This is a genomic window from Amycolatopsis sp. CA-128772 (assembly GCF_002904295.1).
Taxonomy (GTDB): domain Bacteria; phylum Actinomycetota; class Actinomycetes; order Mycobacteriales; family Pseudonocardiaceae; genus Amycolatopsis.
The window spans coordinates 101295-122370 of record NZ_PPHG01000025.1 but is presented as its reverse complement, the minus strand read 5'-3'; the positions used below and the strand labels follow the sequence as shown (position 1 = coordinate 122370).

The 21076-nt window shown below is 72.4% G+C and carries 18 protein-coding genes; 15 read left to right on the top strand and 3 right to left on the bottom strand.

Annotated elements, in window-relative coordinates; translation table 11 throughout:
* Nucleotides 1–3: 3 nt before the first annotated feature.
* The 5 genes from C2L59_RS10815 to C2L59_RS10795 all read left to right on the top strand — a co-directional run bounded on the left by C2L59_RS10815 (nt 4) and on the right by C2L59_RS10795 (nt 7686).
* Nucleotides 4–1677 (top strand): ABC transporter substrate-binding protein, encoded by a 1674-nt coding sequence (locus C2L59_RS10815; RefSeq protein ID WP_103349390.1) that lies wholly within the window; start codon nt 4–6, stop codon nt 1675–1677.
* Nucleotides 1674–3383: an ABC transporter ATP-binding protein gene (locus C2L59_RS10810; RefSeq protein ID WP_103349389.1), complete on the top strand. Its 1710-nt coding sequence runs from the start codon at nt 1674–1676 to the stop codon at nt 3381–3383. Before C2L59_RS10815 ends, C2L59_RS10810 begins: the two co-directional genes overlap by 4 nt.
* Nucleotides 3384–3548: 165 nt before the next feature.
* Nucleotides 3549–3740, top strand: a complete 192-nt coding sequence (locus C2L59_RS10805) for a hypothetical protein (protein ID WP_103349388.1) — start codon at nt 3549–3551, stop codon at nt 3738–3740.
* Between the two features lie 66 nt (nt 3741–3806).
* Nucleotides 3807–6131 carry a beta-L-arabinofuranosidase domain-containing protein gene (locus C2L59_RS10800; RefSeq protein WP_103349387.1) on the top strand — a complete coding sequence of 775 codons (2325 nt, stop codon included), beginning with the start codon at nt 3807–3809 and terminating at the stop codon, nt 6129–6131.
* A 160-nt stretch (nt 6132–6291) separates the two neighbouring features.
* Nucleotides 6292–7686 carry an endo-1,4-beta-xylanase gene (locus tag C2L59_RS10795; RefSeq protein WP_103349386.1) on the top strand — a complete coding sequence of 465 codons (1395 nt, stop codon included), beginning with the start codon at nt 6292–6294 and terminating at the stop codon, nt 7684–7686.
* Nucleotides 7687–7730: 44 nt separating this feature from the next.
* On the opposite strand, the gene C2L59_RS10790 is transcribed toward C2L59_RS10795, so the two are convergent.
* Complete coding sequence (locus tag C2L59_RS10790; RefSeq protein WP_233223405.1) at nt 7731–8927, bottom strand: CdaR family transcriptional regulator; 1197 nt, start codon at nt 8925–8927, stop codon at nt 7731–7733.
* 177 nt (nt 8928–9104) lie between these two features.
* On the opposite strand from C2L59_RS10790, the gene C2L59_RS10785 reads away from it, so the two are divergent.
* From C2L59_RS10785 to C2L59_RS10755, 7 genes are read left to right on the top strand one after another with little or no spacing between them, the layout of a single operon-like run.
* Nucleotides 9105–9356 carry an acyl carrier protein gene (locus tag C2L59_RS10785; protein ID WP_103349385.1) on the top strand — a complete coding sequence of 84 codons (252 nt, stop codon included), beginning with the start codon at nt 9105–9107 and terminating at the stop codon, nt 9354–9356.
* On the top strand, nt 9353–10600 hold the full coding sequence (locus C2L59_RS10780) for a beta-ketoacyl synthase (protein WP_255410254.1): 1248 nt from the start codon (nt 9353–9355) through the stop codon (nt 10598–10600). The genes C2L59_RS10785 and C2L59_RS10780 overlap by 4 nt, the downstream gene beginning before the upstream one ends.
* A gap of 20 nt (nt 10601–10620) precedes the next feature.
* Nucleotides 10621–11625, top strand: coding sequence for a 3-oxoacyl-ACP synthase III family protein (locus tag C2L59_RS10775; RefSeq protein WP_233223422.1), 1005 nt, complete (start codon nt 10621–10623; stop codon nt 11623–11625).
* On the top strand, nt 11622–12380 hold the full coding sequence (locus C2L59_RS10770) for a glycosyltransferase family 2 protein (protein WP_103349383.1): 759 nt from the start codon (nt 11622–11624) through the stop codon (nt 12378–12380). The genes C2L59_RS10775 and C2L59_RS10770 overlap by 4 nt, the downstream gene beginning before the upstream one ends.
* Complete coding sequence (locus C2L59_RS10765; RefSeq protein ID WP_103349382.1) at nt 12377–13558, top strand: cytochrome P450; 1182 nt, start codon at nt 12377–12379, stop codon at nt 13556–13558. The genes C2L59_RS10770 and C2L59_RS10765 overlap by 4 nt, the downstream gene beginning before the upstream one ends.
* Complete coding sequence (locus tag C2L59_RS10760; protein WP_103349381.1) at nt 13555–15087, top strand: class I adenylate-forming enzyme family protein; 1533 nt, start codon at nt 13555–13557, stop codon at nt 15085–15087. The genes C2L59_RS10765 and C2L59_RS10760 overlap by 4 nt, the downstream gene beginning before the upstream one ends.
* Complete coding sequence (locus C2L59_RS10755) at nt 15084–15974, top strand: NAD(P)-dependent oxidoreductase (protein ID WP_103349380.1); 891 nt, start codon at nt 15084–15086, stop codon at nt 15972–15974. Before C2L59_RS10760 ends, C2L59_RS10755 begins: the two co-directional genes overlap by 4 nt.
* A 22-nt stretch (nt 15975–15996) precedes the next feature.
* On the opposite strand, the gene C2L59_RS10750 is transcribed toward C2L59_RS10755, so the two are convergent.
* A complete protein-coding gene (locus C2L59_RS10750) occupies nt 15997–16569 on the bottom strand; it encodes a TetR/AcrR family transcriptional regulator (protein WP_103349379.1) in 573 nt (190 codons plus the stop codon).
* 124 nt (nt 16570–16693) lie between these two features.
* On the opposite strand from C2L59_RS10750, the gene C2L59_RS10745 reads away from it, so the two are divergent.
* Entirely contained in the window at nt 16694–17230 is a 537-nt protein-coding gene (locus tag C2L59_RS10745; RefSeq protein WP_103349378.1) for a hypothetical protein, read from the top strand.
* On the opposite strand, the gene C2L59_RS10740 is transcribed toward C2L59_RS10745, so the two are convergent.
* Entirely contained in the window at nt 17218–17793 is a 576-nt protein-coding gene (locus tag C2L59_RS10740) for a TetR/AcrR family transcriptional regulator (RefSeq protein ID WP_103349377.1), read from the bottom strand. The genes C2L59_RS10745 and C2L59_RS10740 overlap by 13 nt on opposite strands.
* Before the next feature lie 97 nt (nt 17794–17890).
* Between C2L59_RS10740 and C2L59_RS10735 the strand changes: the two genes are divergently transcribed.
* Nucleotides 17891–18940, top strand: a complete 1050-nt coding sequence (locus tag C2L59_RS10735) for an aldo/keto reductase (RefSeq protein WP_103349376.1) — start codon at nt 17891–17893, stop codon at nt 18938–18940.
* 387 nt (nt 18941–19327) lie between these two features.
* Entirely contained in the window at nt 19328–21067 is a 1740-nt protein-coding gene (locus tag C2L59_RS10730) for a protein kinase (RefSeq protein WP_103349375.1), read from the top strand.
* The last annotated feature ends 9 nt before the right edge of the window (nt 21068–21076 follow it).

Sequence of the window (21076 nt, the reverse complement as noted above, 5' to 3'; positions counted from 1 at the left end):
ACGATGAAACAGCTGCGGTTCGCCGCGGGGGTGCTGGCCGCCGTCATGCTGCTGACGGCGTGCGGCGCGAACGACGCACCCACCACGCAGGGCGGCTCCGTCAAGCCGGGCGGGAACCTGCTCCTGCTCAACGACGCGCCCTCGATCACGTGGGACCCGGCGAAGAGCTCGAACCTGGTCGTCACCACGCTCGGGCTGATCCACCGGCGGCTGACGTCGTGGGACGTCGCGCCGGGCAAGGACACCACGATCGTGCCCGACCTGGCCACCGACACCGGGCAGCCGAGCGACGGTGGCAAGACGTGGACGTTCACCCTCAAGGACAACCTCAAGTACGCCGACGGCACGCCGATCAAGAGCGAGGACGTCAAGTGGGGTCTGGAGCGCTCGTTCGCGCCCGCCTTCTCCGGCGGCCTGGCCTACCACAAGGACCTGCTTTCGCCGGGCCTGGCGTACAAGGGCCCGTTCGACGGCGCCAAGGAACTCGACACCGTCCGGACGCCGGACGCGAAGACGATCGTCTTCCACCTCGCGCGCGCCTACGGCGACTTCAACTGGGTCGCCAGCACGCCGGCGTTTTCCCCGGTGCCGAAAGGCAAGGGCGCCGAAGCGAACTACGGTGACCACCCGGTCGCGTCCGGCCCCTACCAGCTGGAGAACTACCAGCGCGGCAAGTCGGCGAAGCTGGTGCGCAACCCGAACTGGAGCCGCGACGAGGACAAGACGCGGCTGGCCTACGCGGACACCGTCGACTTCGAGCTCGGCCAGGACACCAGCGTCATCTCCAAGCGGCTGATCGACGACACCGGCAAGGACCGCGCCGGCTTCGGCATGTCGTTCGCCTCGCCGGCCCAGCTGGCCCAGATCCAGGGCAACGCGTCGGCGAAGGCCCGGCTGGTGACGTCCGAATCCGGGGCGCTGGCCTACCTGTCGCTGAACACCCAGCGCGGCACCCTGACGAACCCGAAGGTGCGCCAGGCCTTCCAGTACGCCGTCGACAAGGCCGCCTACCAGGTGGCCAGCGCGGGCAGCGCCCAGCTGGCCGGCGACGTCGCCACCACGCTGATCACGCCCGGCCTGCAGGGCCGCGAGCAGTACGACCTGTACCCGGCGCCGCCGTCCGGTGACGTGGCGAAGGCCAAGCAGCTGCTGGCCGAAGCGGGCTTCCCGAACGGGCTCGAGGGCCTGGTCCTGGCCACCCACAACGAAAACGGCTACCCGGAGAAGGCCGCGGCGATCCAGGCGTCGCTGGCGCGCGCGGGTATCAAGATCACCATCAAGCCGCTCGACGACGACACCTACACGTCCGAAGTGGACACCAAGGGCCTCTCGGACTACGACCTGACGCTCACCTCGTGGCAGCCCGACATCCCGTCGGCCAACGCGAACATCCAGCCGCTGTTCCAGTCCACCGAGATCGGCAACGGCGGGTACAACGAGTCGCGGTACAGCAACCGCGACGTCGACCGGCTGATCGCCGAGGCACAGGCCACTGTGGACCCGGCCGAGGCCGGGAAGAAGTGGGCGGCGCTGGACAAGAAGATCCTCGCCGACTCGCCGGTCGTGCCGCTGATCTACACCCGCAACTCGTTCCTGCACGGCTCGCAGGTGGGCGGTGTGCAGATCGGCCGCTTCCCGGCGTACGTCGACTACCGCAAGTTCGGGCTCGTCCAGTGACCGCAGCCGGGCTCCTGCGGCTGCACGACGTGGCGGTCTCGTTCGGCGACGTCGAGGCCGTCCGCGGGGTCGGCTACGAGGTCCGCGCGGGCGAGGTCGTCGCGGTGGTCGGGGAGTCCGGCTCCGGCAAGACGGTCACCGCGATGTCGCTGCTCGGCCTGCTCCCGCCCACGGCCCGCGTCACGGGCCGCGCGGAGCTGGCCGGGCGGGACCTCTACGCGATGACACCGGCCGAGCTGCGGGAGGTCCGCGGCGGCCGGGTCGGCATGGTGTTCCAGGAGCCGATGAGCGCGCTGAACCCGGTGTTCACCGTCGGGGACCAGCTCCTCGAGGCGATCCGGACGCACCGGTCCGGGCCGGCCGCCGCCGCCCGGGACCGGGCGATCGAGCTGCTCGGGCTGGTCGGGCTGCCGAATCCGCGCGAGCGGTTCCGCTCGTACCCGCACGAGCTGTCGGGCGGGCAGCTGCAGCGGATCGTCATCGCGATGGCGGTGGCGAACGAGCCGGAGCTGCTGATCGCCGACGAGCCGACCACCGCGCTGGACGTCACCGTGCAGGCGGACATCCTCGAGCTGCTGCGGGACCTGCGCGAGCGGCTCGGGACGGCGATCCTGCTGATCACGCACGACATGGGCGTGGTCGCCGACCTCGCCGACCGGGTCGTGGTGATGCACGACGGCCGCGTGGTCGAGCAGGGCGACGCCGGGCGGATTTTCACCGCCCCGGCCGAGGACTACACGCGGCAACTGCTCGGCTCGGTGGTTTCGCTCAGCAGCGCGGCGACGTCCGGGCTCGAACGCGCGGTGACCGCGGAGATCTCGGCGGGGCCGGCGCACGTCGCGGCGGCGGAGCACCCGGCGGTGGCGTCGGTGCCGGACGTCCCGGCCGAGGCGCCGCTGCTGCGCGTGACGGACCTGGCGGTCACCTACCGCGGCCGGTTCCGCGCGCTGGCCGTGCACGCCGCGGCGGGGGTGAACCTGCACGTGGAGCCGGGCGAGGTGCTCGGCCTGGTCGGGGAGTCGGGCTCGGGCAAGAGCACGGTGGCCCGCGCGGTCACCGGCCTGCTCGCGCCCACGGCGGGCTCGGTGCACATCGGCGACGCGGACATCACGCGCGTCCGCGGCCGGGCGGCGAAGGCGCTGCGCCGCCGGATCGGCGTGGTGTTCCAGGACCCGCTGTCTTCGCTGAACCCGCGCACGACGGTGGGGGAGAGCGTCGCGACCCCGCTGCGGCTGCACCGCGCGGTGCGTTCGTCTGAAGTGGACGGCCGGGTGGCGGAGCTGCTTTCCGCGGTGCAGCTGTCGCCGTCTTTGGCGGCGCGTTACCCGCACGAGCTGTCGGGCGGCCAGCGGCAGCGAGCGTGCATCGCCCGCGCGCTGGCGTTGCGCCCGGACCTGCTGGTGGCCGACGAGCCGACGAGCGCACTGGACGTGACGATCCAGGCCCGCATTTTGGACCTGCTGCGCGAGCTGCGGCACGAGTTCGGCTTCGCGTGCCTGTTCATCAGCCACGACCTGGCGGTGATCGAGCAGCTGGCCGACCGCGTCGCGGTGATGCACCGGGGCCACGTGGTGGAGCAGGGCCCGGCGAAGGAGGTGCTGACGTCCCCGGCCCACGCGTACACGCAGCGGCTGCTGTCGGCGGCGCCGGTCGCGGACCCGGAGGCCCAGCGCCGGCGCCGCGAAGCCTGGCGGCGGCTGCGCTGAGGGTGACGTCCGGGAGAGGGCTGGTCGCAGCGGGCGGCTCGGCTCGCCGGTCGGGCGTTTGGCGCGACACCCGCGCCGAGCGCGGTGCCATCCCCGGCCTCCCTCACCCGGCCGGCCGGCCTCCCCGGACAGCACCGCCGAAACAGCTCCAGGTGCTCGCGCTGCGTGTCCCGCCACCGCCCCGGTGTCCGGCTGTTCGGGCTCGGCCACGGCAGGAAGCCGTCCGTCCCGGCCTTCGGCGCGCGGAATTCCACCACTTTCGACGTCGCCGGCCACGACCGCAACCTCGGCCCCGGGACCGGTTCGTTCGCCGACCTGACCCGCATCACGGCCGGCCCACCGACGTCCGGGTCGTGACAGCGGCCAATGTTAGCGCTAACGTGCCACCCGCGTCCTCCTCTCAGCGACGAACGGAGAACCCCGGTGAACTCCTCCTTCACCCGGCGGCGATTGCTGCAAGCCGTCGGAGCAACCGCCCTCGCCTCGGCTGCCGGACCCGTCCTGGGCGGCGCACTCGCCCGGGCGGCCACCGATCCCGTCCGCTCGGAGATCGGGGTGTCGGCCTTCCCGTTCGACCTCGGCCAGGTGCGGCTGACCGCGAGCCGGTGGCTGGACAACCAGAACCGGACGCAGAACTACCTGCGGTTCGTCGACGTCGACCGGCTGCTGTACAACTTCCGCGCCAACCACCGGCTTTCCACCGCCGGCGCGGCCACCAACGGCGGCTGGGACGCGCCGAACTTCCCGTTCCGCAGCCACGTCCAGGGCCACTTCCTGACCGCGTGGGCGCAGCTGTGGGCCGTCACCGGCGACACCACGTGCCGGGACAAGGCCACGCGCATGGTGGCCGAACTGGCCAAGTGCCAGGCCAACAACGGGTCCGCCGGGTTCGGCGCCGGGTACCTGTCCGGCTTCCCGGAGTCCGACTTCGACGCCCTCGAAGCCGGGAAACTTTCGAACGGCAACGTGCCCTACTACTGCATCCACAAGACGCTGGCCGGCCTGCTCGACGTGTGGCGGTACGCCGACAGCACGCAGGCGCGCGACGTCCTGCTGAACCTCGCCGGCTGGGTCGACCGGCGCACCGCGAGACTGAGCTACAGCCAGCAGCAGTCCGTGCTGAACACCGAGTTCGGCGGCATGAACGCGGTGCTGACCGACCTCTACCAGTACACCGGCGACGCGCGGTGGCTGACCGTCGCGCAGCGGTTCGACCACGCCGCGGTGTTCGACCCGCTCGCGGCGAACCGGGACCAGCTCAACGGGCTGCACGCCAACACGCAGGTCCCCAAGTGGATCGGCGCCGCGCGGGAGTACAAGGCCACCGGCACCACCCGCTACCGCGACATCGCCACCAACGCGTGGAACATCACCGTCGGCGCGCACACCTACGCCATCGGCGGCAACAGCCAGGCCGAGCACTTCCGCGCGCCCAACGCCATCGCCGCGTACCTCAACCAGGACACGTGCGAAAGCTGCAACACCTACAACATGCTCAAGCTGACCCGGGAACTGTTCGCGCTGTACCCGGACCGCGCCGACCTGGCCGAGTACTACGAACGGGCGTTGCTCAACCAGATGATCGGCCAGCAGAACCCGGCCGACAGCCACGGGCACATCACCTACTTCAGCTCGCTCAACCCGGGTGGCCGCCGCGGCGTCGGCCCCGCCTGGGGCGGCGGGACGTGGAGCACCGACTACAACTCGTTCTGGTGCTGCCAGGGCAGCGGGCTGGAAACCCAGACGAAGCTGGCGGACTCGATCTACTTCCGCAGTGACACGACCCTGATCGTCAACATGTTCCTGCCGTCGGTGCTGAACTGGACCCAGCGCGGCATCACCGTCACCCAGACCACGTCCTACCCGGCGAGCGACACGACGACGTTGACCGTCACCGGCAACGTCAGCGGGAGCTGGGGCATGCGCATCCGGATCCCGAGCTGGGCCGCCGGGGCGACGATCAGCGTCAACGGCGTCGCGCAGAACGTGACCGCCAGCCCCGGCAGTTACGCGACACTGACCCGGTCCTGGGTCTCCGGCGACGCGGTCACCGTCCGGCTGCCGATGAAGGCGGTTCTGCGGCCCGCCAACGACAACGCGAACGTCGCGGCGATCACCTACGGCCCGGTGGTACTGGCCGGCAACTACGGCAGCAGCACGCTCGGCGCGTTGCCCGCCCTCGACCAGAGCTCGATCACCCGCACCAGCAGCACGGCACTGGCCTTCACGGCCAAGGCCAACGGCTCGACGGTCAACCTGGTGCCCTTCCACGACGCCCAGGGCTTCAACTACACGGTCTACTGGAACACCGGCGGCGGGTCCGGCGGGACGACGTCCCGGCTGGTCAACGTGGGCAGCGGGCTGGTGCTGGGCATCGAGAACATGTCCACCGCCGACGGCGGCCGCGCGCTGCAGTGGTCGGACAGCGGAACCGCCGACCACAACTGGGAAGTCGTCACCGACGGCACCGCCGTCCGGCTCCGCAACGCCAACAGCGGCAAGGTGCTCGGGGTCCGCGACATGTCGACCGCGGACAACGCGCAGGTCCTGCAGTGGTCGGACAACGGCACCGCCGACCACCGGTGGACCGTCGCCGACCAGGGCGACGGCACGGTGAAACTGCGCAACGTCAACAGCGGCAAGCTGCTGACGATCGAGAACGGCTCGACCGCCGCCGGGGCGTACGCCACGCAGGGCCCCGACAACGGCGCCGCCGCCACCCGGTGGCGGATCGTGCGCAACGGCTGAGGGCGGGCCGGCCGGAGACGTAGTCCCCGGCCGGCCTCCCGCCCCCGGGCCCGGGGGCCGGCGCCAGGTAAGTTTCACGGTTTCGAAAGTTGATCGAAACTTTTTGCCTGCGCCGGAATGCCGTGTTGTGCTGGCCTTCCAGCTTGGAAGGAGACCACGGATGGCAGAGAGTTCGACGGACCCGCGCCGCCAACGGCGGTGGTGGCGGTTGCCGGCCACCCGAGTTCTGGCGGGGATGACCACCGTCGCCGCGACCGCGGCCGTGCTGGTGGCGGCGCCCGGTGCGGACGCCGCCGCGAGCACGCTCGGCGCCGCGGCCGCGCAGTCGGGCCGGTACTTCGGCACGGCGATCGCCGCCAGCCGGCTCAGCAACTCGGCCTACACCACCATCGCGGCCCGCGAGTTCAACATGGTGACGCCCGAGAACGAGATGAAGCCGGACGCGACGGAGCCCAACCAGAACCAGTTCAACTTCTCCTCGGGCGACCAGATCTACAACTGGGCGGTCAGCCACGGCTCGCGGGTGCGCGGGCACACGCTCGCCTGGCACGCGCAGCAACCCGGCTGGATGCAGAACATGGGCGGCAGCAACCTGCGCAACGCCATGATCAACCACATCCAGAAGGTGATGGCCCACTACCAGGGCAAACTCGCCTACTGGGACGTGGTGAACGAGGCGTTCAACGAGGACGGCAGCCGACGGCAGTCGAACCTGCAGAGCACCGGCAACGACTGGATCGAGGTCGCGTTCCGGACCGCGCGCGCCGCCGACCCGTCGACCAAGCTCTGCTACAACGACTACAACATCGACAACTGGAGCTACGGCAAGACCCAGGGCGTCTACCGGATGATCCAGGACTTCAAGTCCCGCGGGGTGCCGATCGACTGCGTGGGCCTGCAGGCCCACTTCACCGGCGGCAGTTCCGTCCCGGGCAACTTCCAGACCACGCTCTCCAGCTTCGCGGCGCTCGGCGTCGACGTGGCGCTGACCGAGGTCGACGTCACCAACGCGAACACCTCGCAGTACTCGGCACTGACGCAGGCGTGCATGAACGTCGCCCGCTGCGTCGGCATCACCGTCTGGGGCGTGCGGGACAGCGACTCGTGGCGGTCCAGTGAAAGCCCGCTCCTGTTCGACGGCAACGGCAACAAGAAGGCCGCCTACACCTCGGTGCTGAACGCCCTCAACGCCGCCGGTCCCGGTCCGACCTCGACCACTCCGACGGGTCCCACGACCACTCCCACGGACACCACGACCCCGACGACCACCCCCACGAACCCGGGCGGGGGCAGTTGCACGGCCACACTGTCGGCCGGGCAGTCCTGGGGTGACCGGTACAACCTCAACGTCTCGGTCAGCGGGTCCTCGTCGTGGACGGTCACGATGAACGTGCCCAGCCCCGAGCGGATCAGCACCACCTGGAACATCAACGCCACCTGGCCGAGCAGCCAGGTGCTCGTCGCGACACCCAACGGCAGCGGCAACAACTGGGGTGTCACCATCATGACCAACGGGAACTGGACCTGGCCCAGCGTCAGCTGCAGTACCTCCTGACCATCGCAAGTGCGTGCGGCCACCTCGGATTCCCCGAGGTGGCCTCACGGCTTTTCGCGGTGGGCCATCAGGGCCAGGCGGCAGCAGAGCTGGTGGCGGTCGTCCTCCAGGGACGCGCCGGTGAGCTGCTCCAGCTTGCGCAGCCGGTTGAGCACCGTGTTCCGGTGGCAGTACAGCAGTTCGCCGGCGCGGGTGGGGGAGCGGCCGGCGCGGAACCACGCCCGCAACGTCTCCAGCAGGACGTCGCGTTCTTCGTCCTCCAGCTCCAGGACCCGGCCCAGTGTCCGGGCCGCCAGCCGCTGGGCCAGCCGCGGGCTGGCGGCGACCAGGGCCTCGGGCAGCCGGTCGTCGAGCACCGCGACCCCCGGGACGTCCGGCGGCTGGGTCCGCAGGGCGAGCTCGGCCAGCCGGTAGGCGATCCCGGTTTCGGCCAGGCCGTCGACCTCGCCGGACATGCCCGCGCGGTGGTGCAGGTGCGGCGTCAGCACGGTGGCCAGCCGGCCGGTGGTGACGCCGCCCAGCTCCAGCAGCCAGACGACCCGGTCCCGGTAGGGGGCCACGGCCACCCGCACGCCCAGCGCCGCCAGTTCGGCGGCCGGGGCCGTGTCCTCGGCCGCCAGGTCGCCGGCCACCAGGACCACGACGTACCGGCCGTGCGCGGGCAGGCCCAGGCCGGTCTCGGCGTCCGCGGCCACCGCGGGGTCGGCGCCGCGGCCCTCGACGAGCACCCCGATCAGCCGCTCCCGGCGCCGGTTCTCCCGCGTCCGCAGCTGGATCTCACGGGACCGGTAGCCCTCGACCATCGCCGTCGAGACGCGGTCGGTCGCCTGCCACAGCACCATCACGCGGTCGACGAACTCGGTCAGCTCGTCCGGTGACCGGCGGCGGGCCGCGGCCAGCAGCATGTCCCACAGCAGTTCGGTGCCCAGCCGGAACAGGTGCAGCACCGCCTCCAGCGGCACGCCCTGTTCGGCGCGGCGGCGGCCGGTGGCCAGCGGGGCCGCGATCCAGTCGGCCCGCGTCCCGGGCCCGTCGCGCATCAGCACCAGCGCGCTGCGGGCGTTGTCCATGAACGACTGCCGCATGTCCGCGGGCGCCACCCAGTCGCCGCGCGCGTAGAACGCCTTCTCCTCGACGGCGCCCCGCTCGACCAGCCGGTCGGCGAAGGCCGGCAGCTCGGCGATGACGGCGGCGGCCACCTCGCGGATGACCGGCCCGGACGCGTGCGGTTCCCCCGGCATCCGCCGACCCTAGCCCCGGCGTCCAGGGCAGGTGCCCCGAACCGGTTGTGCGCGGTGCACAGCGGACCCCGGAACGGGCCGGGTGCGCGCCCTCCCGTCAGCCGTCGGTCAGCGGCCGTTGCCAGCGTGCACGGCGTGGCCGCCCGGCCCGCGCAACCCCACCCGTGAGAGGCACCCGTGACCGACGACATCGAGCGCACCCTGGCCGAGCTGATCCGGAAGGTGTCCGGCACCGACCCGCTGGCCATGTCCGACGGCGGATCGCCGACCGGCCTGTCGCTGCGCGAGGAACTGGACATCGACTCGCTGGCCATGGTCGAGCTGACCGACGAGATCGAAACCAGCTACGGCCTGACGATCCCGGAAGACGGCCTGCACCGGCTGCAGACCTTCGGCGACGTCGCCGACTACCTGCGCGCGGCGGCGTGAACAGGTTGCCCGGCAACGACATCGAGGTCGTCGTCACCGGCATGGGTGCGACCACGCCGCTGGGCGGCGACGTGCCGGCCACCTGGCGGGGGCTGCTGGCCGGCCGCACCGGCGCGTCGGCGCTCGACACCGGGTGGGCGCGGGAGCACGGGTTCCCGGTGCGGATCGCCGCGCGGCTGGCCGTCGAGCCCGACCGGGAACTGGACCACGTCGAACTCAAGCGCATGGACCGGGCCGAGCAGCTGGCCGTCATCGCGGCCCGGCAGGCGTGCCGGGACGCCGGCCTGACCGACGGCACGGTCGAACCGGACCGGTGCGGCGTGGTGATCGGCACCGGGATCGGCGGCGCGACGACCCTCGTCGCCCAGCACGACGCCCTGCGGGAGCGCGGGCTGCGCGCGGTGTCGCCGCAGCTGATCCCGATGGTGATGCCCAACGGGCCGGCCGCACTGGTCGGCCTCGCGCTCCGGGCGCGGGCCGGGGTGCACGCGCCGATGTCGGCCTGCGCGTCCGGGGCCGAGGCGATCGCCTGGGCGTGGCGGATGATCGTGGCGGGCGAGGCCGACGTCGTGGCCGCGGGCGGCACGGACGCCTGCATCACCCCGGCCATCATGGCGGGTTTCACGCGGGCGCGGTCGATGAGCACCCGCAACACGAGCCCGGAGACGGCCTCCCGCCCGTTCGACGCCGGCCGCGACGGGTTCGTGCTGGGGGAGGGCGCCGGTGTCGTCGTGCTGGAGCGCGCGGACTTCGCCGCGGCGCGCGGCGCGAAGGCGTACGGCCGGCTCGCCGGCGTGGGCATGAGCAACGACGCCCACCACATCACGGCGCCTGACCCGGACGGCGCCGGCCAGGCCACGGCCATCACGACCGCGTTGCGCCGCGCCGGGCTCGGGGCCGGCGACGTCGGTCACGTGAACGCGCACGCGACGTCCACGCCGCTGGGCGACCTGACCGAGAGCGCCACGATCCGGCGCGTCCTCGGCGACGGCCCGGTGGTCACCGCGCCGAAGGGCGCACTCGGCCACCTGCTCGGCGGCTCCGGCGCGGTCGAGGCGATCGCGACCGTGCTGGCCGTCCGGGACGGCCTGGTACCGCCCACGGCCAACCTGGCCACGCTCGACGACCGGATCGGTCTCGACGTGGTGGCGGGCGGTCCCCGCGAGGTCCGGCTCACCGCGGCGATCAGCAACTCGTTCGGCTTCGGCGGGCACAACGTGACGTTGGCGTTCACCGGCGCCTAGGGAAGGACTCCGTCTTGCACGTGACGATCGGCGGCGTGGCCGCCCACCTGCCCCCGGCCCTGGTGGCCGACCGGGAGATCGAGGACCGCATCGGCCGCGAGAGCCCCGGTTTCACGCCCCGGCCGGGCGCGATCGGCAAGCTCAGCGGCATCCGGACGCGGCACCGGGCCGCCGACGGCGAACAGGCGTCCGACCTCGCCGTGACGGCGGCCGCGAAACTGCTGTCCGGGACCGGGCTCGCCGCGTCCGAAGTGGACTTGCTGCTCTTCGCGTCCGCCTCCCAGGACCTGATCGAGCCGGCCACGGCGCACGTCGTGGCGGCCAAGCTCGGCGCGACCTGCCCGGTGTTCGACGTCAAGAACGCCTGCAACAGCTTCCTCAACGGGATGCAGGTCGCGGAATCGCTGATCCGCGGCGGGCAGTACCGGCGGGTGCTGGTCTGCACGGGCGAGACCGGCTCCCGGGTGGTCCGGTGGTCGGTCACCGACCGCGAGCAGTTCGTGTCGTCCCTGGCCGGCTACACGCTGTCCGACGCCGGCGCCGCGATGCTGCTGGAGTCCTCGGCCGTCCCCGGCGTGTTCTACCGGGACTTCACGGCGGACTCGGCGAACTGGCACGTCAGCTCGATCCCGGGGCACGGCGGCGCGAACTCCCGCGACCCGGTCGCCGACGGGTACATCCGGGGCGAGGGCCGCGCGCTGATGGACGGGGTCGTGCGCGGGATCCGGCCGCAGCTGGACACCGCGCTGGCCCGCACCGGGCTGCGCCGGGAGGACTTCGCGGTCTTCTTCGTGCACCAGGTCGGCCTGCCGCACCTGCGGGTGTTCGTCGAGCACAGCGGGGTGCCGGAGGACAAGCTCGTGGTGACCGTCGCCGACCACGGCAACGTCGCCTCGTGCAGCCTGCCGCTGCAGCTGAGCCTGGCGCTGGAGTCGGGCCGCTGCGGCCCCGGCGACAAGGTCGCGTTCATCGGGCTGGCCGGCGGCACCAGCATCGGCGTGCTCTTCGCGGAGCTGCCGTCGTGAGCGAACGGCTGTGGGTGGTCATCCCCGCGTACAACGAGGAAAACTGGATCGAAGGGCCGCTGCGTTCGCTGGCCGCCCAGCGGTACCCGGACTTCACCGTGCTGGTGGTGGACAACGCGAGCACGGACGCGACGGCCGAGGTGGTGCGCACGTTCGCCGCGGCGCACCCGGAGATGGACGTCCGGGTGATCGGTGAACCGCAGAAGGGCACCGGAGCCGCCTGCGACACCGGCATGCGCCACGCCATCGGCCTCGGCGCCACCCACCTGGCCCGGACCGACGCCGACTGCCTCGTCGATCCACAGTGGACGGAAGCCGTCATGCGGGGGTTCGCCTCCGGGCTGGAACTGGTCGGGGGCCGGTTCAAGGCGCGCACCGACGACTTCGCCGTGCCCCGGTCCGAGCGGGCGGTGCTGGCGTTCCTGGTCGCCTTCGGCGGGTACGCCGCCCGGTTCAAGCGCGCCAACCGGGGGCCGCAGTACGCCGGGCCGTACCTGTTGTGCGCGGGCGGGAACACCGCCATCACCGCGCGCCTGTACGAGCGGTGCGGCGGCTATCCCCGGACCGCCATCGAGGAGGACCACGAGGACCGCACGCTGGTGAACCGCGTCCGGTGCGTCACCCGCGCCTACGGCAGGCGCCGGGACATGGTCGTGTACTGGTCGCAGCGGCGCACGAAGGCGTGGGGCATCCGCAACACCTTCGCCTGGTACACCGGCCACGGCTACCGCGGCGAGACGGTGGACGTGCGATGAGGGCCGGCGCGCACGAGCTGCGGGTGCAGCTGGCCGCGCACCCGCTGGCGTACCCGGTGGTCCGCCTGCTCGCGCGGTGCGGCCCCGTGGTGCGGGTCCCCGGGCTGGGTGTCGTGGTGAACGAAGCGGCGGTGGCCCGGGAGGTGCTGACCGACACCGGCACCTTCCGCAGCGGCGGCGGCACCGAGGCGGACCTGTGGACCCCGGTCTTCGGCCCGTCGATGCTGGTCAACATGGACGGCCCGGACCACCGGGCGATGCGGCGCAAGCTCGCGGAGTTCTTCACCCCGGCCTACGCCGGCCGGCTGGTCGAGTCGGTCTGCGCCGAACCGCTGGCCCGGGTGGCCGAGACGCTGGGCCGGGGCCGTCCGGTGGACGTCGTGCGCACGACCAAGATCGTCGCGGGGGCGCTGACCAGCGCGCTGGTCGGCTTCACCGTCACGGGCCCGGCGGCGGAGCGGGACGCGGCGTACCTGCGGATGGCCGGGCAGGCGACGGCGATCATCGGCCTGGTCAAACTGGGCCGGCTCCGCCTGACCGACCGGCAGATCGCCCAGGCGCGCGCCATCGTCGCGGAAATCGGCGCCACGACGTCGCTCGCCTGGGCCGAAGGCGACGAGAACACCGCCGTCGGCCGGATGCGCCAGTTCGGGCTCACCGAAGCCGAAGCGCGCGGGCTCGCGTCGGCGTTCCTGATCGCCGGCACCGAGACGATCGCCGGCCTGCTGCCCCGGCTGGTCGCGGTGCTGCACGACCACGGCGAGCTGACCGGTGTCGCCGCGGCGCACCGGGCCGGCGACCCGGGGCCGGTGGCGGCGGCGATCAGCGAGACGGCCCGGCTGATCACGCCCGCGCCGATCATCCTGCGCAACGCGGTCCGGCCCGGGCGGATCGGCGGGGTCGCGGTGCGGCCCGGCGACCGGGTCGTCGTGTCGACCCTCAACTGCGCCAGGGCCTACGGCCGGTTCGACCTCGGCCGCGCGCACCCGCCGGAGCTGCGGCACCTGTGGTTCGGCGCGGGGCCGCATTTCTGCCTCGGCTACCCGCTGGCCATGGCCGAGGTCCACGCCGTGCTCGGCACCCTGTTCGAGCACGCCCCGCTGCGGATCACCGCCCGTCGCGCCGAATCCGGCGTGCTCTTCCCCGCCTACCGCCGACTGGAGGTCAGCCGCGCATGAACGACCTGGTGACCCGGTTCCTGGACACCGCCGGGCAGCGGCCGGACGAGGTGGCCGTGATCGACCCGGACGGCCGGACGACGACGTTCGGGGAGCTGCGCCGCCTGGCCCTCGAAGTGAGCACCGGCCTCCGGGCCGAGGGCCTGGCGACCGGCGACGGCGTGCTGTTCGCGGTCCGGAACTCGGCCACCGCGATCGGCCTGTTCCTCGGGCTGCTGCGGGCCGGCGCGGTGGTCATCTCGGCGGACACGGCCGTCGGGCCGGCCCTGGTGTCGGCGCGGCTGCGGGCGTACCGGCCGAGCTGGCTGGTCGCGGAGTCGCTGTTCTTCACCACCAGCGTGGTCGGCCCGGTCCGCAGCTTCTGCCGGCGTCGCGGCTGGCCGGTGCCGGACCTGCGGCAGGCGATCGGCGACGCCGGTGTCCGGTCCGTCCACATCGGACGCCGGCTGCCGGGGGTGCCGCGCTCTTCCTCGGCCTTGACGGACCTCTTCGACCGGGTGCCGGGCGCCTGGACCGAACCGGACCCGGACGCGCCCGCCTTCGTGGTGTTCACCTCGGGCACCACTTCGCGGCCGAAGGGCGTCGTGCATTCGCTGCGGTCGCTCACCGCGGCGGTGACGATGCTGGGCGAGCACCTGCCGTTCGCGCCCGGGGACGTGCTGCACGCCGACGGCATCGTGGCCGGCCTGCCCGCGTTGTTGGGCGGCGCCCGGCTGTCGCTGCCGAAGCCGTCGCCGAAGCGGTTCGCCGGGGACCTCGCGGCCCGGCGCGTCACCCACGCCTACGGGGTGCCGGTGCAGCTGGCCGAGGTGTTCGGCGTGCTGCCGAGGTGGCCGGACCACGTGCGGCACCTGGTGATGGGCTCGGCGCCCGCGGCCCCGGCCGTGCTGCGGCAGGCGGTGGCCGCGGTCCCCGCCGGGCGGGTGCTGTCGGTCTACGCGATGACCGAGGCGATCCCGCTCGCCGTCGCCCGCGCGGAGGACAAGCTGGCGCACCTCGAGCGGGGGCTCCCGGGTGATCTGCTCGGGACGCCGTCGCCCGGGGTGACCGCCCGGATCGCCGGCGACGGCGAGCTGTTCGTGTCGGCGCCCAACGCGTGCCTCGGCTACCTGGGGGAGCCGCCGCTGGCCGAGCTGGCCACCGGCGACCTGGCCCGGCTGGACGACGCCGGCCGGATCGTCCTGACGGGCCGCAAGAAGGACATGCTCATCCGCGGCTCGTACAACATCTACCCGGGGTTGTACGAGCCGCTGATCGCGCTGCTGCCCGGCGTCCGGGAGGCGGCGATGGTCGGGACCCCCGATCCGGTGACCGAGGACGAGACGGTGGTGCTCGCGGTGGTGGCCGACAGCGACGACGCCGATCCGGCCCGGCTCGTCCGGCGGCTGCGCCGGGAGCTGCCGGACCTCATCGACGCCGAAGCCGTGCCGGACCGCATCGTCGTCCTGCCGGAACTGCCGCGCTCGGGCCGCTCGCGCAAGCTGGACCGCGGGCGCCTGCGCGAGCTGGTCGCGGCGGGCCGGCCGTGAGACTGGCGGTGACCGGCGCGACCGGGTTCGTCGGCGGCGCGGTCTGCCGGGCCGCCACGGCGGCGGGCTGGGAGGTGACGGCGTTCGGCCGGCGCGCGGTGGCGGACGCCCGCCACCTCGGCGGCGCGGCCTACCGGCCGTGGGACATCGGCGCGGCCAAGCTCGCCGGCCCGCCCGACGTCGACGCGGTGGTGCACTGCGCGGCGTCGGCGACCGACACCGGCGTCGCGGACGAGGTGTGGCGGACGAACCTGCTCGGCACCCACCACGTCCTGGTGTCGTTCCCGGACTGCCGGATCGTGCACGTGAGCAGCGCCAGCGTGTACGACCCGTTCCGGCCTACGGCGCGCGCGAAGGAGCACGAAGCCCCGGTCAGCCGCTATCTCAACGCGTACGCGGCGGCGAAGGCGGCGGCCGAACGCCTCGTGCTGGCCGTCGGCCACCGGCCGGTCATCCTGCGGCCGCACGCGGTGTACGGCCCCGGCGACACGACCCTGGTGCCCAGGCTGCTCGAGAACGTCCGCGGCGGCCGGCTGCTGGTGCCCGGCACCGGCCGGGTCCTGGTCAGCATGACGGCGGTCGGCAGTCTGGCGAGCGCCTGCCTGCTGGCGGCGGCGACCCCGGCGGCGGGCGTGTTCAACATCGCGGACAGCAACCCGGTCCCGATCGACTGGGCGCTGCGCGGCCTCCTGGCCTCGGCGGGCATCCGGGCCCGGCCGACCTATATTCCGGCGGCGCTGCTGTCACCACTCGCCAGGGTGTTCCCGGGCGGCAGGTTGAACAGGTACGTGATCAGCCAGTTCGCGATCGAGCGTTCCCTGGACATCACGGCGGCGATCGACCACCTGGGCTACCAGCCGGGGCCGACGACGTTCCCGCCGCCCTGAGCTGCGGGGTGACGCCGCGCGGCTATCTCGGTGCGACCGGGGCGTCCCGGTACCGCAGGATCCCTTCCACGCCGAGCAGGAACGTCCTGCAGATCGGCGCCGGGTCGGTCAGGCACCCGGCCGCCATCGCGCCGTCGCGGAGCATCACGAAGTGCTGCGCCGCCGGCTCCGGGGCCGTCTCGCCGGTGGCCGAGAGCAGCTCCGTCACCGTGGTCAGGAACCACTGCCGGTGGGCCAGGACCGCCTGGTGCACCGGGTGGGCCGGGTCCGGGTACTCGGCCGCCGCGTTGAGGAACGCGCAGCCGCGGAAGCCGGGGGACCGGATGCCGTCGGCGATCGTGGCCGCCACCGCGCGGACGACATCCGCCGGTTCGCCGCCTTCGGTCCGGGCCGCGGTGACCTGGGTGCGGATGAGCTCGTCGGCTGCGGACAGGTACGCCACCAGCAGGTCGTCCTTGCTGGGGAAGTGCCGGTAGAGCGTGGCGCGGGTGACGCCGGCGTCGGCGATGACCCGGTCGATGCCGACCGAGTGCAGTCCCTCGGTGTAGAACAGCCGGCTCGCCGACGCGAGCAGCCGGGCTCGGGCTTCGGACACCAGTCACTCCTTGCGGTCGCTTCCCCGGATCAGCCTAGCAGATAGAACGGTCGGTCTTGACGGCCGCGGCGCCGTGCTGCCATAGTCACCAGCGAGACAGATCGTTCTATCTACCGGAGATGTCATGGACACCGAAATCGCCCAGTCCCTGCGACGGCTCTACTTCGTCCGCTTCGCCTTCGCCCTGGTCTGGGCGGCCCTGCTGGTCATCACGGCGTCGACCCTCGGGCCGGTGAGCGTCGCCCTGCTGGTCCTGTACCCGCTGTTCGACGTGGCCGCCGCGCTGATCGACGCCCGTTCGTCGAAGGCCGGGACGCTCTACGTGAACGTCGCGCTCAGCCTGCTCGCCGCGGCCGGCCTGGCCGTCGCCGCCTCGTCCGGGATCCCCGCCGTCCTGCGCGTGTGGGGGATCTGGGCCGTCGTCGCCGGCGTCGTCCAGCTCGTCGTGGGCGTCGCCCGGCGCGGCCTCGGCGGCCAGTGGCCGATGATCCTCAGCGGCGGGATTTCCGTGCTGGCCGGTGCTTCCTTCGTCTTCCAGGCCACAACGGACGGTGCGTCCCTTGCCGCGCTGGCGGGTTACGCGACCCTGGGCGGCGTCTTCTTCCTCGTCTCCGCGCTGCGGCTGGGGGCGCGAAGCCGGCGCGTGGCTCAGGCCGGCTGAGGAGGCGCCTGCAGGCCCGAAAACACCGTGGCGATCAGGCGCCGCCCCTGTGCGGCGCCTTCGTCGTCGTTCGCGACGCGCCACAGGAAGCTCATCAGCATGATGATGTCCGCCGGATCGTGCCCGGGGGCGATCGTGCCCTCGGCCACGCACGCCTCGACGAGCTTCGCCACCGCCGCCGACGTCGGGGCCCAGGCGGCGTCGATCACGTCCTGGGCCGCGGCGCTGTGCAGCGCGTCACCGAGGCCGTGCTTGATGCGGATGTAGGCGGACAGCGTCTCGAACCACTCGACGAAGGCGGCCTTCGCCGACGCGTGGCGCCTCAGCACTTCGTCGGCGGTGGTGGTCAGGCGCTCGATGTCGTGCTGGTAGGCGGCGAGGATCAGGTCTTCGCGGGTGGGGAAGTGGCGGTAGAGCGTGCCCGCGCCGACGCCGGCGCGCTTGGCGACCTCGCTCAGCGGCACGAGCGGGTTCTGCGCGAACAGCTCGTGGGCGGCTTCGATGATCGCGACCCGGTTGCGCGCGGCGGCCTTGCGCTGGGTGCCGTACGTCCCATCCGTCATGGCCCGATCATGCCTCATCTTTGACATGCGGAGAATCCTCCGCTAGTTTGGCGGTCACTCGCGGAGGATCCTCCGCGAGTTTCCGAGGAGGCTCTCCATGCGTTACGTGAAGCTCGGCACCACCGGCCTGGACGTCTCGCCCATCGCGATCGGCGCGATGAGCTACGGCGAACCCGACCGCGGCCACCCCGTCTGGTCGCTCGGCGAGGAGCAGGCGCGGCCCCTGATCCAGCACGCGCTGGCCGCGGGCATCAACTTCTTCGACACGGCCAACATGTACTCGAACGGGTCGAGCGAGGAGATCCTCGGCCGCGCGCTGAAGGACTTCGCGGTGCGCGACGACGTGGTGATCGCGACCAAGCTGCGCCACCCGATGCGGCCCGGCCCCAACGGCCGCGGCCTGTCCCGCAAGGCGATCATGACCGAGGTCGACCATTCCCTGCGCCGCCTGGGCACCGACTACATCGACCTGTACCAGGTCCACCGCAACGACCACGCGACACCGCTGGAGGAAACCCTCGAAGCGCTCAGCGACCTGGTCAAGACGGGCAAGGTGCGCTACCTCGGCGCGTCGTCCATGCACGCGTGGGAGTTCGCGAAGGCGCTGAACCTGCAGAAGCAGCACGGCTGGGCGCGGTTCGCGACCATGCAGGACCACTACAACCTGCTGGCCCGCGAGGAGGAACGCGAAATGATCCCGCTGTGCCTGGACGAAGGCGTCGGCACGATCATCTGGAGCCCCCTGGCCCGCGGCCGCCTGGCCCGCGCCTGGGACGACGCGAAGTCGACGGCCCGGTCCACAACGGACGCCGCCTTCGCCGACATGCTGTATTCACCCGCGGAAGAAGCCTCGAACCGCGCAATCGTGGCGGCGGCCGGCCGGCTCGCGGAGGCGCGCGGCGTGAGCCGGGCCCAGATCGCCCTGGCGTGGCTGCACCGCCGGCCGGTGGTGACGGCCCCCCTGGTCGGCGCGGGCTCGGTGCAGCAGCTGGACGACGCGGTGGCGTCACTGGACGTCGTCCTGAGCGACGCGGAGGTCCGCGAACTGGAGGCGCCGTACACGCCGCGCTACGACTTCCAGGGAATTTCGGACGAAGCCGAACTGGAGGCGATCCGGGCTCGCATTCCCGGGATGGCGGTGAAGTAACGCAGCGTTGCGCGGCTGTAGGGAGTTGCGGGGCGGGTGCCGGCCGGCTGCTGTCCGATGGTCATGTTCTGCTCCTCGGGTCATGAACAGGCGGAAAGTCCTTCCGGTATTCCACGGCCGTCCGTTCGAACATTTTGATCCCGGCAGTCGCCGGGGTCCTCCAGGTCGTTACGCGGCCGCTTCACCGCGCCCCGAAACGTGATGTCAGCACTCCACCCCGGCGCCGGATTCCGTGCGGCTTTCCTCCGGAAAACTGGTCAGAACCATGACAGTTACCGGGAGATTCCCGGGTGCCGGTAGCGACTGTGACGTCGTGTCCGACTGTTGAGCCATGACGCCGGGTGAGGTCGTGCGTATGGGTGAGTGCCTGATGGAGGGTGGGACAGAATGGAGCCTGAGTTCGCCGGGCAGTACCGGCTCGGTGCGGAACTGGCGCGGGACACGTGGGGGACGATCCGGGCCGCGGTGGACCCGGCCGGCCGGGAGGTCGTGTGCCGGCGGCTGCCGGCCGGCCTCTCCGGGGAGCGCGCCGCCTTCATGCGCGAGCAGTCCGTCCTGCTGGGACTCGTCGACCGCAACCTCGTTACGGTGCAGGACATCCTGACCGAGGACGACGTGGTGACGCTCGTGCTGGACGCGGTGCCCGGCGGTTCCCTGCGCGATCGCCTCGACGCGTCCGGGACGCTGCTGCCGAAGGAGATCGCCCGGATCGCCGCCGGCGTTGCCGCCGCCCTCCACGCGATCCACGGCGTGGGGGCGGTGCACGGCGACGTGCGCCCGGAGAACGTCCTGATGGACGACTCCGGATCCGTCCGGGTCCCGAAGCTCGTCGGCGCCGGGTTGTTCCGGGTCCTTCCGCGGGAACCGCAGGTATCGATGCGGGGCGCGTCGAAGTACCTCGCGCCGGAGATCGTGGGCGGTGGCGAGCCCACCGGTGCGACGGATCTCTACGCCCTCGGTGTCATGGTTTACGAGCTCTATTGCGGGGTGGTGCCCTTCCCCGCCGGATACGTCCGGCGCGACGACGAGGAGCCCGGCCGCCCGGGTGACATGCCGGATCCGCTCTGGGAGGTCGTGCGGCTGCTGCTCGCGGTGGACCCGGCGCTGCGCCCGGCCGCCGACCGGATCGGTGCGGTGCTCGAAGCGATCGTGCCGGACCTGGCGAACAGCCCGGTCGGGCCACGGCTGGAGCGCCCACCGGTGCCGACCTACGGGCGGCACGGCACCAAGTCCGGGGCGACGCCGCCGCCGGGGATCGGAGACACGGTGTTCGACACTCCCTACGTCGCCCCGCCGCCGCCCCGGCGGCGGAAGAAGAAGCTGGTGCCCCTCGCGATCGTCGGGGTGCTGGCGGTCGCCGGGACCATCACGGCACTGAGCGTCGGCTCCGGGTCGGCGCCCGCTGCGGCCCCGTCCGTTGCCGCGCCGGCTCCGCCGGTGGCGGCAACGTCCTCGGAAGTGGCCACGACCACCACCTCGGCCGCTCCGACCGTCGCCCCCGACCTGGTCGGCAAGAAGCTGGCGGAGGCGCAGGACCTGCTGGGCAACGGCATCCAGATCGAGACGGTCGACTCCATCGAGCAGACCGCGGCCCCGGGTACGGTGATCGGCCAGGACCCGAGGGCGGGTGCGGCGTTGACCGGGCACATCAAACTGACCGTGGCGCAGTCCGCCGTCGAGGTCTACCTGGCCGACCTGCGGCCGGTCAACGGCAGTTCCTGGTCGAACGACAGCCAGCCGGGGAACATCGCGGGGAAGAGCTACCTGCACACGGTTTCGAAGGGCGTCTCGTACTGCCGCGACACAGGCGCGATCGAGTACAACGTGTCGAAGGGGTACCGCCGGTTCGTCTCGACGGCGGGAATGGACGACAACTCCGGGGACGCGGGCCTGAAGGTGCAGTTCGAGGTGTTCGGGGACGGCCGCAAGCTGAAGTCCGTGACCTTGGAACTGGGCAAAGCGACCCCCGTCGACGTCGACCTGAGCGGCGTGCTGCGGCTGCGGCTGTCCTGGCAGGTCGCCAACCCCACCTGCAACAACGGTGTCGGAGGTGACGCCTTCGACCTGGGCGAGGCGAAGCTGCTCGGCCTGCCGGGAGAGGCGCCGACGCCGACGACGACCAGCTGAGCACAGCAG

What these genes read in the sequence shown, in the direction of transcription:
- C2L59_RS10815 (WP_103349390.1), top strand. Translation starts at nt 4, where the DNA reads ATGAAACAGCTGCGGTTCGCCGCGGGGGTGCTGGCCGCCGTCATGCTG.
- C2L59_RS10795 (WP_103349386.1), top strand. Translation starts at nt 6,292, where the DNA reads ATGGCAGAGAGTTCGACGGACCCGCGCCGCCAACGGCGGTGGTGGCGG.
- C2L59_RS10790 (WP_233223405.1), bottom strand. Translation starts at nt 8,927, where the DNA reads ATGCCGGGGGAACCGCACGCGTCCGGGCCGGTCATCCGCGAGGTGGCC.
- C2L59_RS10765 (WP_103349382.1), top strand. Translation starts at nt 12,377, where the DNA reads ATGAGGGCCGGCGCGCACGAGCTGCGGGTGCAGCTGGCCGCGCACCCG.
- C2L59_RS10760 (WP_103349381.1), top strand. Translation starts at nt 13,555, where the DNA reads ATGAACGACCTGGTGACCCGGTTCCTGGACACCGCCGGGCAGCGGCCG.
- C2L59_RS10745 (WP_103349378.1), top strand. Translation starts at nt 16,694, where the DNA reads ATGGACACCGAAATCGCCCAGTCCCTGCGACGGCTCTACTTCGTCCGC.
- C2L59_RS10740 (WP_103349377.1), bottom strand. Translation starts at nt 17,793, where the DNA reads ATGACGGATGGGACGTACGGCACCCAGCGCAAGGCCGCCGCGCGCAAC.
- C2L59_RS10735 (WP_103349376.1), top strand. Translation starts at nt 17,891, where the DNA reads ATGCGTTACGTGAAGCTCGGCACCACCGGCCTGGACGTCTCGCCCATC.
- C2L59_RS10730 (WP_103349375.1), top strand. Translation starts at nt 19,328, where the DNA reads ATGGAGCCTGAGTTCGCCGGGCAGTACCGGCTCGGTGCGGAACTGGCG.